This window comes from Marinococcus sp. LNSP9103-4 (assembly GCF_056034345.1).
On record NZ_JBQLIA010000001.1, the window covers coordinates 94210 to 107921 of the forward strand.

The 13712-nt window shown below is 50.9% G+C and carries 12 protein-coding genes; 3 read left to right on the plus strand and 9 right to left on the minus strand.

Annotated elements, in window-relative coordinates:
- Nucleotides 1–51: 51 nt before the first annotated feature.
- The 4 genes from ACTRXG_RS00490 to ACTRXG_RS00505 form a co-directional block, all read right to left on the minus strand.
- Nucleotides 52–687, minus strand: a complete 636-nt coding sequence (locus tag ACTRXG_RS00490; protein WP_474261094.1) for an NAD(P)-dependent oxidoreductase — start codon at nt 685–687, stop codon at nt 52–54.
- A 147-nt stretch (nt 688–834) separates the two neighbouring features.
- On the minus strand, nt 835–1542 hold the full coding sequence (locus ACTRXG_RS00495; protein WP_474283506.1) for a class F sortase: 708 nt from the start codon (nt 1540–1542) through the stop codon (nt 835–837).
- 131 nt (nt 1543–1673) lie between these two features.
- The gene (locus tag ACTRXG_RS00500) at nt 1674–2438 is read right to left on the minus strand and encodes a sulfite exporter TauE/SafE family protein (RefSeq protein ID WP_474283508.1); all 765 of its coding nucleotides are present in this window, start codon (nt 2436–2438) and stop codon (nt 1674–1676) included.
- Nucleotides 2439–2577: 139 nt separating this feature from the next.
- Nucleotides 2578–3306, minus strand: coding sequence for a VC0807 family protein (locus ACTRXG_RS00505; protein WP_474283510.1), 729 nt, complete (start codon nt 3304–3306; stop codon nt 2578–2580).
- A gap of 92 nt (nt 3307–3398) precedes the next feature.
- Here ACTRXG_RS00505 and ACTRXG_RS00510 point away from each other — a divergent pair, with 92 nt between their 5' ends.
- A complete protein-coding gene (locus ACTRXG_RS00510; RefSeq protein ID WP_474283512.1) occupies nt 3399–4025 on the plus strand; it encodes a uracil-DNA glycosylase in 627 nt (208 codons plus the stop codon).
- A gap of 71 nt (nt 4026–4096) precedes the next feature.
- Here the strand turns inward: ACTRXG_RS00510 and ACTRXG_RS00515 are convergent, their stop codons facing one another.
- Nucleotides 4097–4330, minus strand: a complete 234-nt coding sequence (locus ACTRXG_RS00515; RefSeq protein WP_474282380.1) for a hypothetical protein — start codon at nt 4328–4330, stop codon at nt 4097–4099.
- Between the two features lie 275 nt (nt 4331–4605).
- On the opposite strand from ACTRXG_RS00515, the gene ACTRXG_RS00520 reads away from it, so the two are divergent.
- Nucleotides 4606–5316, plus strand: a complete 711-nt coding sequence (locus tag ACTRXG_RS00520) for a Na-translocating system protein MpsC family protein (protein WP_474283514.1) — start codon at nt 4606–4608, stop codon at nt 5314–5316.
- Nucleotides 5317–5352: 36 nt separating this feature from the next.
- Nucleotides 5353–6102, plus strand: coding sequence for a GNAT family N-acetyltransferase (locus ACTRXG_RS00525; protein WP_474283516.1), 750 nt, complete (start codon nt 5353–5355; stop codon nt 6100–6102).
- A 45-nt stretch (nt 6103–6147) separates the two neighbouring features.
- Here ACTRXG_RS00525 and ACTRXG_RS00530 read toward each other — a convergent pair whose 3' ends face one another.
- Genes ACTRXG_RS00530 through ACTRXG_RS00545 form a run of 4 tightly spaced genes read right to left on the minus strand, consistent with a single transcriptional unit; the run spans nt 6148 to nt 13693 of the window.
- Nucleotides 6148–7614, minus strand: coding sequence for a YjiH family protein (locus ACTRXG_RS00530; RefSeq protein WP_474261085.1), 1467 nt, complete (start codon nt 7612–7614; stop codon nt 6148–6150).
- 42 nt (nt 7615–7656) lie between these two features.
- Complete coding sequence (gene atzF / locus ACTRXG_RS00535) at nt 7657–9396, minus strand: allophanate hydrolase (protein ID WP_474283517.1); 1740 nt, start codon at nt 9394–9396, stop codon at nt 7657–7659.
- The gene (gene uca, locus ACTRXG_RS00540; RefSeq protein WP_474283519.1) at nt 9393–13025 is read right to left on the minus strand and encodes an urea carboxylase; all 3633 of its coding nucleotides are present in this window, start codon (nt 13023–13025) and stop codon (nt 9393–9395) included. Before uca ends, atzF begins: the two co-directional genes overlap by 4 nt.
- Before the next feature lie 23 nt (nt 13026–13048).
- Complete coding sequence (locus ACTRXG_RS00545) at nt 13049–13693, minus strand: urea amidolyase associated protein UAAP2 (RefSeq protein ID WP_474261144.1); 645 nt, start codon at nt 13691–13693, stop codon at nt 13049–13051.
- Between the last annotated feature and the right edge of the window lie 19 nt (nt 13694–13712).

A 13712-nucleotide genomic window follows, 5' to 3' on the forward strand; every position in this document is an offset into this window, starting at 1 on the left:
ACAGAATAAAAAAGCAGGACCGAAAATTTTCGGTCCTGCTTTTTATCGTATTTAGTTGCTTAACACAGGAGCTTCCCTGGAGAAGTCACTCGTTTCAAGCTGTTCGTACAGAAAATCCACCAGCGTCTGGCGGTAGAGCGTGTTTTTCAGGTCATGCCGGCCGGGATAGCCTGCGGTCGGCGCATTTTCGCCGGAAGGCTTATCGGAAAGCACCGGCACCCGAACGAGCGTCCAGTCCAGATTTGACTGGCGGATAATATCAGCGGCGTTCGCATTTTCATTGGAGCCTTTAAACTTCGCCACTTTCCAGCCGGTGGTGAGCAGACTGAACCGCTTGGACGTGCCGTCCTGCGGGGTTTTCACATCCGAGCTCGTGACTGCCACAAGACGGCTGATGCCCCGTTCCTGCATCGCGTTTACAATGTGGGACATGCCGGTGCTGAGCGGTGTACCCTTCGCCGCTTCCTTGCGGCCGAGGAGGCTGACTACCGCATCTGCGCCCTTCAGGGAGTCATAGACGTTCTGATAATTCGTAATTTTCCCTTCATGAACAGTCAAATTTTCATTATCAATCAATAATTTTTCCGGGTCGCGGGCGTATACGACTACTTCACTGCCTTCTTTTAATGCTTTACGGACAAAACGTTTTCCCGTATTGCCGGTCGCACCAAATACAACTATTTTCATATCGGTTCCCTCCTGTTTGTTCACACTGCTTCTTCCATTGTACCGGAGATGGAGGGCAAACCCAACCACAGTCGGAAAAACACAAATAAAAGGAGAGCGATTGAGGCCCCGGTTGCTCAATCGCTCTCCTTTATATCCATCGATGTGTCAATCTGCTGCCAAAAGCATCTGTTCGCTTTCTTCTGTAAGCTCCGTGTAAACGACGAGCCGTTCATCATGCGTCCCGTGCTCCTGTTCGAACGTGCCGGCGCAGGTGATCAGATTCAGATTCCGGCTGTCACTGCTTCCGAAAATTTCCTCAATCGGAGCTTCCTCCCGCGGATAGCTCACTACCTGCTGAACTTCAAACATAAGCTCCTGCCCGTCTTCAGTTGTCACCTGGATCTGTTCCCCTGCCTGTACGTTTTCGAGCTCGTAAAATACAGAGGGTCCGTCAATACTATCTACGTGGCCTGCCATCACGGCATTGCCTTTCTCTCCAGGCTCCGGACCCGGTTCGAACCAGGCTACTCCGTTTTCGCTCGAGGGTACGCCCATCTGCCCATTGTCCAAAACTCCTACCGGCTCTAAAGGAGCCGAGACATCGATGGATGGAACAGATAATTCCTCAGGATCAGAGAGCGATATATCCTCTTTTTCTGCAGAAGCAGCCATATCCTCCACCCCGTTCACGCTTTCTTTTTCTACCGGAGCGTTGGTATCTGCTTCTGAAGCTTTTTCCTGCCCCGCCGGTTCCCCCGAAAGCACTTCCGTTTCCGGCGGCGGGGAAAATACAGGAAGGAGGGCGTAGACACCGAAGCCAATTGCGATAGAAATCACAGCAGCTGTAAGCCCCGTTACTATCCATTGCTTCATACCGCCCGCCCCCTTTACCTGCATGATGCTTTTTTGCAAGAACTACTCAGTTTACGCACGAAGTTTTTGATTGGATCACTTTTATTTAAAAAAATTTAAGAAAAATAAAAAAGCCTTCTTTTGAAGACTTTTTACATTAAATAATCCCAGGCGTTTTTAGCGATTAAAGCGATGGTTACGATGATAAACAGCATCTTCACGTAGGCCGAGCCTTTTTTAATGGCGACATTTGCACCGACGTATGCGCCGGCAATCATCGCAGCCCCCATCGGCAGACCGTACGCATAATGAATCGAATCAAACCAGATAAACGCGAGCAGCCCGCCAATGTTGCTTGCAAAATTCAGCACCTTGGCATTTCCCGCAGCTTCGACAAAGTTGAAGCCAAGAAAAATAAAGGCAAACAGCAAAAACGATCCCGTCCCCGGTCCGAGAAAGCCATCATAAAATCCGAGGACCACAGCGACAAGCGCACCAACGATCCACACCTTCCGGGTGATGCTCTGAAACGTGGACAGGCTGCCCAGATTTTTGTTCACAAGCGTATAGATCGTCACCACGACAAGCAGAATTAAAATGATCGGCTCCAGAATATCCGGCGGAATCCGCTGCACGACGATTACGCCGAGGACCGATCCTGCAAACGCCAGGGGGAAAAGCGTAAACACGAGACGCTTGTTAATCTGGCCGTGCCGGAGAAACGAGATCATACTCGTCCCCGAGCCCATCGTCCCTGCGAGCTTATTCGTTCCTAGTGCCGTCTGCAGCGACATACCCGTAAAAAGAAGCGCCGGCATGGCAATCAGCCCGCCTCCGCCAACTACCGCATCCACAAATGCGGCGAGAAAACCGATCAAAACTAAAAATAACAATACCGATACCGAGAACTCATCCATATGTATGCAGCCCGCTTTCTGTAAAAACCAAAGATGTCCCTGCTATTTTACCGATTTCCGGCAGTCATTTCCACCCGTTTCCATCCGCCGGCCCGCACCCAGCAACCTAAAAAAGCAGCCGGCGCCGGCTGCTTTTTGTTTACGTTCGCTGCTCAGTTGTTTTTTCCCGCTCGCCTTCCGGCGTTTCCTCCTCTTTTTCTCCGTCCTGCTCTTCGTTTTCGGCATTTTGACCGCTGTTGGTGATTTCCCCGGCGTCGATACCGTCTTCATGGAGCCATTTGGCAATAAAGATAAACCCGACAACCGCGATAAAGCTCATGGTCCACGAAAGCACCTGCCGCAGAATAATACCTTCGTCGAAGGCTTCCACGCCGTAGCTTTGCACGAGCCAGATTTTAACGAACGCTAGAATGAACTCCCGAAGGGCAAAAAACAGCGTGATCGCCTGAAACACCCATAAGTATTTGCGCACGTAAAACTGTTTTTTCAGCTGCTGGCGGTCCCCGCCCTGCAGCTCCATAAAATCAACGGTGAAAAAGAGCCAGATCGGCCGCATAAAAATGACGGTTAAAATAAAAAACGCACCCATCACAAAATCATAGTAAATATTATTCCACAAAAGCTGCAATCCGCCGCCGGCAATAAGATCGAGGACGGTTCCGATAATCAGGGTGGCGATCATATAGATACCGAACGTATTCACCTTTTTCAGCAGTACGAAGCGGTATACTGTATAAATAATCCCCGGTACCGAGGAGATAAGCATCGCTATATAATCACCTGTATAATCCCGCGCCATGTTCCAGATGAAGATTGGAAACACGACGTAAAATATAATGTCAAACCACATGATGTGCTTCTGCTGCACGCGCCCCACCTCCTTTATATATCCTATCACAAGTATAGAATATTTCGCGCCCGGGTATAGAAAAGTCAGGACGTATGCAGGAGGGAATACATATGCTGCCAGAAGCCGAAGTGGAAAAAGCGAAAAAAAGAATGGAGGGACATCGGTGTGAAGGCTTTCTTAACGGACCAAACCCGGTCGATCCTGTCGTCATGATGATCGGCGAGGCGCCGGGTGAAACGGAAATTACAGGCGGCGGCCCTTACGACGGACGCGCCGGGAAACAATTTCTCTCCTATTTGGAGGCTCTGCCATTTCCGCTGAAGGACATTTACGTCACCCGCACGATCAAAAGCCGTCCGTACCGTTGGGGCAAAACGCCGTCCGGCGTCCCGCGCAAATATAACCGCACACCAAACCAAAAGGAAATTATGGCCCATGCCCCGCTTCTCGATTGGGAGATCCGCTCGGCTTCGCCGAAGATTCTATGTCCGATGGGACGCACCCCGTACTGGCGGCTGTTCGGACGTTCACCTCGTATGCCGGATACCGCCGGCATACAATTTACATCTCCTGTCCGGCATGTGAACGCTACAGCGGAGGAGTACATATGGAGCGGCGGGCACTATATAATTTACCCGCTGTATCATCCGGCAGCGAGCCTGTATAACCGGTCACTTGAACCTTTGATGAGACAGCATTTCTATGACCTTGCCTGCCTTTGTGCCAGGTTCACATAGGCTCCGTCATATTCTGTTTTCTGCTTGTATGTTATAGTGATGAAGCGAAAATAAAGCATTACATATGCATATTATTTTCGCGCGTATTCCCGGCTAAGAAGTTCGGAAAATTCAGGTAATTCAGATACTATGGTGATGATCCACTCCCGCATCCGGTAGCTTTTCACGGCATTGTAAAGTTCAGCATTGTCGCTACAGAAATAAATCATGTATCCCTTTTTCTTTAAATAATCCAAATCCGTTTCCCGTCCGACGATGACTTCACTTAGCTTTCTATCGCACCAGTACGCGTATCGAAGCTCCATCTTACCCATCTCCTCCAGAGGTTAGTGGACTAAAAAGCCAGCACCAAGAAAGCTCTTGATACTGGCTGTGAAGAAAAAGCACTCTGTCTTTTCTTATCCGGCCGGTGTATAAATATTTTTGCATTCCTGCTTCTACTTAAAATAAACGTCACGGACCGTTGGCTTCATTTCCACCAGTCATATGATCAATATATTAAAATTATCATATAAATAATGAATTATCTACCTTTTTTATGATAAATATTATAAAATATTAACAATAAAGGAGAATTCCAGTGATTGATATTCAAGCAAAACAAAAGGACATCGCAAGCTACGTTGGACGTCTGCTACGGGACTCTTTCGGAAAAGGGCCCCAGGCAGCCTATGTGACTCTTGGGGAGACACACGCCATTATTTTCTTACGCGAATTCATGTCCTCCATCGAGGAGCATCTGCTTGAAGATAAAGGCGCCGAAGCCGTACATGAACTCCGGGAAAGCATGATGAAAACGATAATACCCGAAGTCAAACGCTATATTGAAAGCACGACCGGCATTGAATTAAACGAACTGTTTTACGACTGGAATATGGACCATCGTTCCGGCGTCATTATCGGATTAAAACCCGAGTCTTACAGCAATGCCGGCCAGACTTCAGAGCCGATTGCAAAAGAGTATCCAAACAAGCAGAAGCTCGAGCAGGTGATCGGGGAAACGAGCAACAAAGCAGAGCGCGTGCCTGACGATGTCTCTTCCGTGCAGGTAAACAACCGGACAACACTGATTGTCCGTACCGGTATTTTCGTACCTATCGAAAAGCGGCTGATTGCCCTTGGATACGAGGACGTTTTAAAAATTGCCAAACGCGAGCTCGAAAAGGAACTATTCATGGAAGAGGATTTGTTTACCAGCCTTTTAGGAGCAAAAGTGGAAGATATTTTTATCGACTGGAATTTTGAAAAAGACAAAAGCACAGTTATTATCGTAACAGCTCCCGTAAAATAACATTTCTTTATTACACCACTGAAAGGCCTGATATCCGTGATTCCCATTACGTTTCACCATATGCATACTCCGGGGTCGCTCATCGAAAACCACCGCGATTACCGGCACTACCATTCCATGGAATGGAAGGATCACTTCGACAGCAATTTTATTTCATTTAAACAGATGCCGGACCCTGATTACTTCCAGGAAATCGAAGCTTACTTACGCGATTTTCACAATTCCCGGGGCCAAAAGCATTTGAAATTTCATTTTCCGCCGAACACAGAGCTTCCGCTGGCATTAAATCAGTATCTGCACAGTACCCTGTATGATGTGACCGTCATGGAGCTGTACGCTATCCGGCCGGATGACTTTCCTCGAAAAAACGCCCCTGAAGGATGCGATATCCAGCGCGTCGATGTTGAAAACCTGTCCGCTTTTCTCGCGATGCAGCTTGAGCAGGACCTCCCTCTCGGCGAAGCGTACGCAGCCCAAAAACAGCACATGCTCGAACAGCGGTTTTATGATGCTTCGTTTATTCAGCTGATCGCCTATCACCACGGACGACCTGCCGGCTTTGTGGAACTGATTGCCGGCGATCATTCTGTAGAACTGGATAATCTGTTTGTCCATGATGAGCTGCAGCAAAAAGGCATCGGCCACGCCCTCCAGCAGTTTGCCATGAACCTTTTTCCGGATAAAGCAATCTTTCTCGTCGCAGACCAGGAGGATACCCCGCGCGACATGTATCGAAAGCAGAACTATAAACGGCTCGGCTTTCAGTACACCGCTATTTTTCAATAATATGAGTGCACGCAAAAAGACGCCCGGGACAGGCGTCTTTTTTGATCAGTACATGATATGCATAAACAAAGCGATAATAGGAATTGCAATAATCGTGCGTTCAAAAAAGCAGACGACGAGTTCCCAGAGCTTTACCGGCATTCTCGTTGCTTTAATGACAACAATGGATTCAGAAAAGAACACAATCTGTACTAACGAGAGCGTCGTTACAAAATAAATCGCCCCTGCTTCAAGTGCTGCCAGATCTCCTGCAATTAAAAGAACCGGCAGAAACATTTCAGCAATACCTACGGGGATCGACGGCGCGATCATTGCCGCATTAGGCACACCGAGAATATTTAAGAGCGGAATGAACGGCATGCCGAGCCAGTTAAATAACGGCGTATACTCAGCGACAATCAGACCGGTAATACCGATAGAAGCAAGCATTGCCACCACCCGGGGAAGCACACCCAGCGCTCCCGCCACACTCGTCTTCACTTCTGAGCCGAGCGGCCTGGCTGCTTCGGCTCTTTTCGCAGCACGCTGAAAGCCGCGCGGTATAATGCCAAACTCAAACTTCGCCTCTCCCTGTCTTTCTTCTTCTGTCTGCTCCCGTCCGTCAAAATAAACGTCGGGCTGCTTCGACAGGGGCGGAATCCGGATCATAAAGAAAGAAATAATAAACGCAATCAGCATACCGGAAAAGTATACCTGCAGAAAATCCTGGCTTAACTCTGCTGTGTTAATGACAAGCACTGCAAATCCGACACTGACTGCGCTGAAGCTTGTAGCAATTGCTATAGCTTCGCGCTTTGTATAAACATTCATCCGGTACAGGCTGCTTGTAATTAAAATAGCAACAGAAGATGAGCTGACAAAAGAAGAAATAGCGTCTATCGTGCTTTTGCCAGGCACCTTAAACAGTGGACGCATGACCGGCTCCAGGATCGAACCGATAAAATCAAGCGCTCCGTAATTTAACAGCAGCGGCATAAACACAGCGGCCAGCGGAATGATCCAGCCAACGGTAAGTACAATCGATGGGATAATCGTCCCGCCTGTATCCGGCCCCACCATCCATTCCGGTCCAGTGAACCCGGCAAAGCTGTCGTGAAGAGCGTATACTGACATAAAAACCGCGCCCAGCACGTAGAAGAAAATGTGTACCCCTGTATCTCCCCCGTAGTAATCCAGCAGCCGTCCGCTGCGTTCCGGAAACAGCTTTACGTAAATGCTCGTTACGGCGTTAGCAAGCACCATGACCGTAAACAGCCACAAACTAAAAGGCACAGAAAGGTTCAAAAGAAAGTTGTACAAGTAGCCGAACACGACATCAGTTTCCCCGTCCACTACCACCGGAACAAAGAAAACAATCACAGCAATGGAGGTCAGCAGGAATGATTTGATCAATCCATTTCTCAGCTGGCCCCGGCTGATTTTCTGTTTATCCAGTTCCTTCCCTTCGAGCGGTGCTGTGTCTCCAGGATTCTTTTCCATCTGGTCCAAATCCTCATCAGCTATGTTCTTCATTTACATGCTCCTCCCTGCGAAACATTTTGCATAATTGGCTTTTTACGTCGATGATTTAGCCGCCTCTGCGTTTTTCCAGCCTTTGAAGGAGCTGATATCTTCTCCTTCAGCACTGCTTTCGCAAATAAAGCCCATCACATTGCGTCCATCATTCAGCTTGACCGTGCCGATACCTAACGGAGCAGGAATCTTTGCGGCAAACTTCCCCATTTCCCCGATCGGCATCCGCCACAGCTCAACCTCAATTTCTTCTCCCGTCTGCTCCCGTATTAATCCGGGTTTGGCCGGTTCGCTGTTCAGACGGATCAGTTTATATTCCGGGGCTGTCGAAGCTTCTTCCACGAATTCAGCCCGGTGCTCTTTCATCTGTTTTTCAAGTGGAAAACCTTTCATATGAAGTCCGCATACAGCAATCAGCTTTTCGGCTGGTTCCTCCGGCAAAGAAAGTTCTGTCCGCTGCCAGCTTTCCGCCGCACCCATCAGCAGACTTTCTGCGTCTGCACGGCTGAACAGTGTTACGCCAAATGGCACATCCGGCGCTGCTTCACCGGCAGGCAGAGCTATCGCACTCATATCAAGCAGATTGCAGTGATTCGTATATTTCCCCATGTCGCTGTTTGTCTGCACCGGGTCTTTTCGGACCTGTTCTCTTGTCCACGTCCCTCCACATGTCGGAAGCACGAGCACATTATTTTCGAGCCACTGCCCGGTATGGTGCTTGATTTCCTGCAGCCGGTGCATCGCTTCGAACAGCTCTGCGGCCCCGTATGCCTTGCCCTCTCCTTTGGAAAGCACTTTTTCGGTTACCGGAAACACCTCATCGCGATGTTTTTCTATAAATGCGCCAAGCGCCGCCCAGCGTTCGGCAATCCAGGGACCGTCGTACAGCACCGATGCCGCTTCACTTAGGATGGACGTATCCACATACGATACTTCCTCTGCTCCTTCTTCAAGCCACTCGACTGTTTTTTTCCATGCTTTTCGGTACTGCTCCTCATATGGTCCGTAAAATTCCGGCTCTTCCTCCGGCAGCAGCCATTTTTTCGGCTTTTGCTTCTTTAAATCACCGAACGGCTTCGACCAGGGATCATTCAGGTCGACACCCCGGGCTGCCTGATCCACCAGGGGAATATCATTTACCTCCCAGGCAAATACCGTCACACAATCCAGACTTTCACATGCCGGCACGACGCCGGCGATCGGCCAGGCGCCGAGGGACGATTTCCAACCAATCAGCCCATGCAGCGCGGCCGGAACCCGCCCGGAGCCTGCAGTATCTGTACCGAGGGAAAAGGCAGCCAGACCGCACGCTACCGCTACGGCAGAGCCTGCACTTGACCCCCCGCTGATCAATTCATCCTTCTGTCCGTTGTGTGTTTCTCCGTAAGGACTCCGTGTGCCGACGAGCCCTGTAGCAAACTGGTCCAGATTGGTTTTCCCAACCGGAATGGCGCCGGCGTCCACGAGCCGCTTCACTACGGTGGCGTGCTTTTCCGGAGTGTAGGTGTATGCTTCACAGCCAGCTGTTGTCGGCCATCCCGCTACGTCGATATTATCCTTCACAGCAAACGGTATGCCCCACAGCGGAAGCTCCTCCGGCGAAAACGCAGCCAGCCGGTCAATATAAGGCTGAATCCGCTCTTTAGATGGAGGCAGCACCCAGATGTTTTTGTGCTGATATTCCCCGGCCCTTTCGAGAATGCCGGCTACCACTTCTCCGGGCTCTATACTTTGGCTCCGATAAGCTTTTAACAGCTGCTGTACGTTTAATTGTTCTGTCATGTAACCGACACCCCGCTTTCTTTTTCTGCACGCAGGCCGACGATTAACTGCCCTGCCTGTACTTCGTCTCCGGGCTCCACATGGATGGAAGCTACGTACCCTTCTTCGGGAGCCTGCTGTGGAAATTCCATCTTCATGCTTTCCTCAATGACCAGCACGTCGCCTTTATTTACGTACTGTCCTTCAGTTACTTCGACCTTCCATACACTTCCCGGCATCGAGCAGCGAACAGCTGTCTCGTTTGCCGGCAGCTCTTCTTCAAGCACTGCAGCATTTCCACTGTCATCCTCCACATGCTCTGCAATCCCCTGCTCTTTCCAGCGTTCACGTTCTGCCTGAAAGGCTGCCTGCTGATTTTCTTTAAATGCTGCAGCACTTTCCTGAATCGACTCCTGGAATGCCAGGTATTCGCCCAGATCGAAGGTTGTTTCTGTAATATCTGCTTCAAACCGGCCGCGCAGGAAATCCTCCCGCAGTTCCGTCAGTTCTTCATGTGTCACCGGATAATACTGAATTTGGTCGAAAAAGCGGAGAAGCCAGGGTTTTCCGGGCTCAAAGCTTTCCGTCGCCTGCAGCCGGTTCCACATCTGGATGGTCCGGCCGACAAACTGATAGCCGCCCGGGCCTTCCATGCCGTACACGCACATATATGCCCCGCCGATACCGACCGCATTCTCCGGCGTCCACGTCCGCGCGGGGTTGTATTTGGTTGTCACAAGCCGGTGTCTCGGGTCTGTCGGCGTAGCAAGCGGCGCCCCGAGATACACATCACCAAGTCCGAGCACCAGATAATTTGCATCAAACACAATCTTCTTTACGTCATCAATGCTTTCGAGACCGTTAATGCGCCGGATAAATTCCAGATTGTCCGGGCACCACGGAGCATCCGGCCGTACGTTCTGCTGGTAGCGCTCAGTGGCAAGCTGTACAGAGGGGTCGTTCCATGAAAGCGGAAGCCTTACGATCCGGGAAGGCACCTGAATCGACTCCAGCGGCGGAAGGTCCTCGTCAATCCGGAGTACGTGCTGCGAAGCCTCCTGGACCGTCATCTCCAGCGGATCAATATGAATCTGCAAAGAGCGAACTCCCGGAGTCATTTCAATAACTGGCAGCACGCCCTCTTTTTCGACTGCCTCCATGAGCACCTGCACCTGAAAACGAAGCTTCAAATCCAGTTCCATTTCGCCGTATTCCACCAGCAGATACTCATCCCCGCTCATGCGGATCGTAATAGGAAACCGGCGCTCTTCGCGTTCATCGACAAGCAGCGGATATTCCGGATTCAGCACGTCATTTTCATCTGGCAGCACAGCTGCTTCGACCGCCCGTCCTGCTCTTACACCTTCGATCAACCGTTCCTGCGCCTGACGGAGGTTGTTCGCTTCCTCAATAGTCAGCAGCTGAAAATGCACCTTGTCCCCAGGCTGCAGCTGGCCGATTTTCCAAAACTCCGCAGAAGCAGTTGTCACCGGACAGACGAAGCCTCCCAGGCTTGGCCCGTCCGGACCGAGCAGGATCGGCATATCTCCTGTTAAATCAAGCGTGCCCACCGCGTAGGCATTATCATGAATATTGGACGGGTGCAGGCCGGCTTCTCCCCCGTCCTCACGGGTCCAGGCCGGCGCAGGTCCAATCAGTCGCACACCGGTCCGGGAGCTGTTAAAGTGCACTTCCCATTCTGCTTCTGCGAGCTGCCGCAGATATTCAGGCTGCAGAAACTCCTGTGTGCAGTGCGGGCCGGGGATCATACCGAGCGTCCACTCCCTCTTTAATTCCGGACGTGCGTCCAAAGCAAGCGACTGCTGCTTTGGACTCTCCGTGTTTCCCCGGACACCCAGAACATCCCCCGGGCGCAGGGCTCTTCCGGCATGTCCGCCAAACTCTCCGAGAGTGAACGTAGAGGAGCTTCCAAGCACCTTCGGTTTATCAAACCCACCTTCAATCAGCAGATAGGTTCTCATGCCTTCGGTCGTTTTTCCAAATTTCAGCGTCTGGCCTTTTTTGGCCTGCACCGTTTCATATAAAGCGATGGTTTCATCCTCAAGAGCAGCGCCCATGTCACCGCCGGTAACACAGAACGTAAGATCGTCCCGGAAAACGTAGGATCCTCCCTGCAGTGTCAGCTCCAGACCGCTTGCATCTTCCGCATTATTCAGCAAGGCATTGCCAAGCCTGAAGGCGAAGGGGTCCATAGGACCGCATGGCGGAACGCCGACGTCCCAGTGGCCGGTTCTTCCCGGCACGTCCTGGACCGTCGTCTGAACGCCTCCGTCCAGCACCTCCAGTGCTTTTTCCGCCGGGTCGAAATCATTCAATAGGCGGGTAAACACTCGGCCTTCCCGTACACGCGGCTCCTGCAGGAGTCCGCGGACGTACTGACGGTTTGTGGTGACTCCGTAAAAACGGGTTTCTCCAAGAGCGTCGTACAGCTTATCGAGAGCAGCCTCCCGGCTGTCGGCATGCACGATGATTTTGCCAAGCATGGGATCATACAGTGTCGTCGTTTCCACGCCGTTTTGGATCCAGGTCTCATTTCTCGCATTCTCCGACAGCATGACGTGGTCGATGCGACCTGCACTCGGGCGGAAATCGCGGCCGCAGTCTTCAGCGTATACCCGGGCCTGAATGCTGTGCCCTGATGAAGCAGGCACTTTCTCCGCAAGGTTCTCCCAGCTGCCGGCTGCTTCTTTTACCATCCATTCCACGAGGTCGATACCGAGCACTTCCTCTGTTACTCCGTGCTCCACCTGAAGACGCGTATTCACTTCCAGAAAGTAAAACTCGCTTTCGTCCGGATCGTACAAGAATTCGACTGTACCAGCACTTCTGTATCCTGAAGTTTTCGCCAGACGTTCGGCAGCCTGCCACATTTCCTGTCTCGTTTTTTCTGTAATATTTGGCGCCGGCGTTTCTTCCACGACTTTTTGGTTTCTCCGCTGCAGCGAGCAGTCCCGTTCGCCTAATGCCACAACCTCCCCGCTTTGATTGCCAAAGATCTGAACTTCAATATGACGGGCGCTTGGAATGTATTTTTCCAAAAACATGCCACCGTCATTAAAATTTGCTTCCGCCAAATGCTTAACACCTTCATATGCTTCGTGAAGCGACGCTTCATTTTCGCAGATACGCATACCTATTCCACCACCGCCGGCCGTGCTTTTTAAAATGACCGGATAACCGATGTCCGCTGCCTGTGCCACCGCTTCCTCCCGGCCCGACAGAAGATTTGTGCCGGGGAGCAGAGGTACGCCCGCTTCTTCAGCAGAAGCACGGGCCGTATGCTTCAGCCCAAACAGCTCCATCTGTTCCGGCTCCGGTCCGATAAATGTAATGTTCTGCTTCGCACATTCGCGCGCAAAATCAGCATTTTCACTCAGAAAGCCGTACCCGGGATGAATTGCGTCCGCTCCTGTTTCAAGCGCCGTTTCCAGAATCTTTTTTTCATTCAGGTAGCTTTCCTGCGGGGGGCCTTCACCGATATTTACTGCTTCATCGGCGTATGCCACGTGCAGACTGTCACGATCCGCTTTCGTGTATACAGCTACAGACGGAATGTTTAATTTTTTTAATGTTCTTTCAATTCTGACAGCAATCGCTCCACGGTTTGCGATGAGTACCTTTTGAAACATTCAGTCTCTCTCCTTTTAAAAATTTATTTATCCCAGATGAGTACACGAAGCGGTGTTGGATTAAAACCGCTGCACGGGTTATTCAGCTGCGGGCAGTTGCTGATGAGCGCAGTCACTGCACATTTGGCTGTCATTTCCACATAATAACCGGGCCCTGAAATGCCGTCATCAAAGTCCAGACCGCCTTCGGGCGTAACCGGCACGTTCATGAAAAAGTTAATATTCGGTGCAATATCACGCTTGCTGTAATCATGGCCGTATTTGGCCAGCTGGTACATAAACGTATCGCGGCAGTTGTGCATCGGCTCCCGGTCATGGGCGTAACGGACTGTGTTGCTCTGTGACGAGCAGGCCCCGCCGAGCGTATCGTGCCGGCCGACTGTGTCTGCCGTAATTTCAAGCAGATCCTTTCCGGACTCGGCTTTCAGTACTGAACCTGCCGTTAAATAAATATTGTTTTGCGCATTGATGGTGTTAATCGCACTGTAATGATCCTCCGGATGCTCCGTATCAAAAAAGAGGGTGTCGGCCGCTTCATTACCTTCCACGTCTTCAATCCTGAACACCTGGCCGGGCTGCAGCTCCCTGATCCACCCTTCGCCTGCCGGAATCAACTGTTCATATACGGCCGTTTCCGCGGTTCTTTCACTTTGTACCTTTGCGAGCATATTCATGTTAAACTCCCCT

Excerpts from the sequence above, each read along its gene's own strand:
- ACTRXG_RS00490 (WP_474261094.1), bottom strand. The coding sequence starts at position 687 with ATGAAAATAGTTGTATTTGGTGCGACCGGCAATACGGGAAAACGTTTT.
- ACTRXG_RS00500 (WP_474283508.1), bottom strand. The coding sequence starts at position 2,438 with ATGGATGAGTTCTCGGTATCGGTATTGTTATTTTTAGTTTTGATCGGT.
- ACTRXG_RS00495 (WP_474283506.1), bottom strand. The coding sequence starts at position 1,542 with ATGAAGCAATGGATAGTAACGGGGCTTACAGCTGCTGTGATTTCTATC.
- ACTRXG_RS00530 (WP_474261085.1), bottom strand. The coding sequence starts at position 7,614 with ATGAAGAACATAGCTGATGAGGATTTGGACCAGATGGAAAAGAATCCT.
- atzF (WP_474283517.1), bottom strand. The coding sequence starts at position 9,396 with ATGACAGAACAATTAAACGTACAGCAGCTGTTAAAAGCTTATCGGAGC.
- ACTRXG_RS00510 (WP_474283512.1), top strand. The coding sequence starts at position 3,399 with ATGCTGCCAGAAGCCGAAGTGGAAAAAGCGAAAAAAAGAATGGAGGGA.
- uca (WP_474283519.1), bottom strand. The coding sequence starts at position 13,025 with ATGTTTCAAAAGGTACTCATCGCAAACCGTGGAGCGATTGCTGTCAGA.
- ACTRXG_RS00545 (WP_474261144.1), bottom strand. The coding sequence starts at position 13,693 with ATGCTCGCAAAGGTACAAAGTGAAAGAACCGCGGAAACGGCCGTATAT.
- ACTRXG_RS00515 (WP_474282380.1), bottom strand. The coding sequence starts at position 4,330 with ATGGAGCTTCGATACGCGTACTGGTGCGATAGAAAGCTAAGTGAAGTC.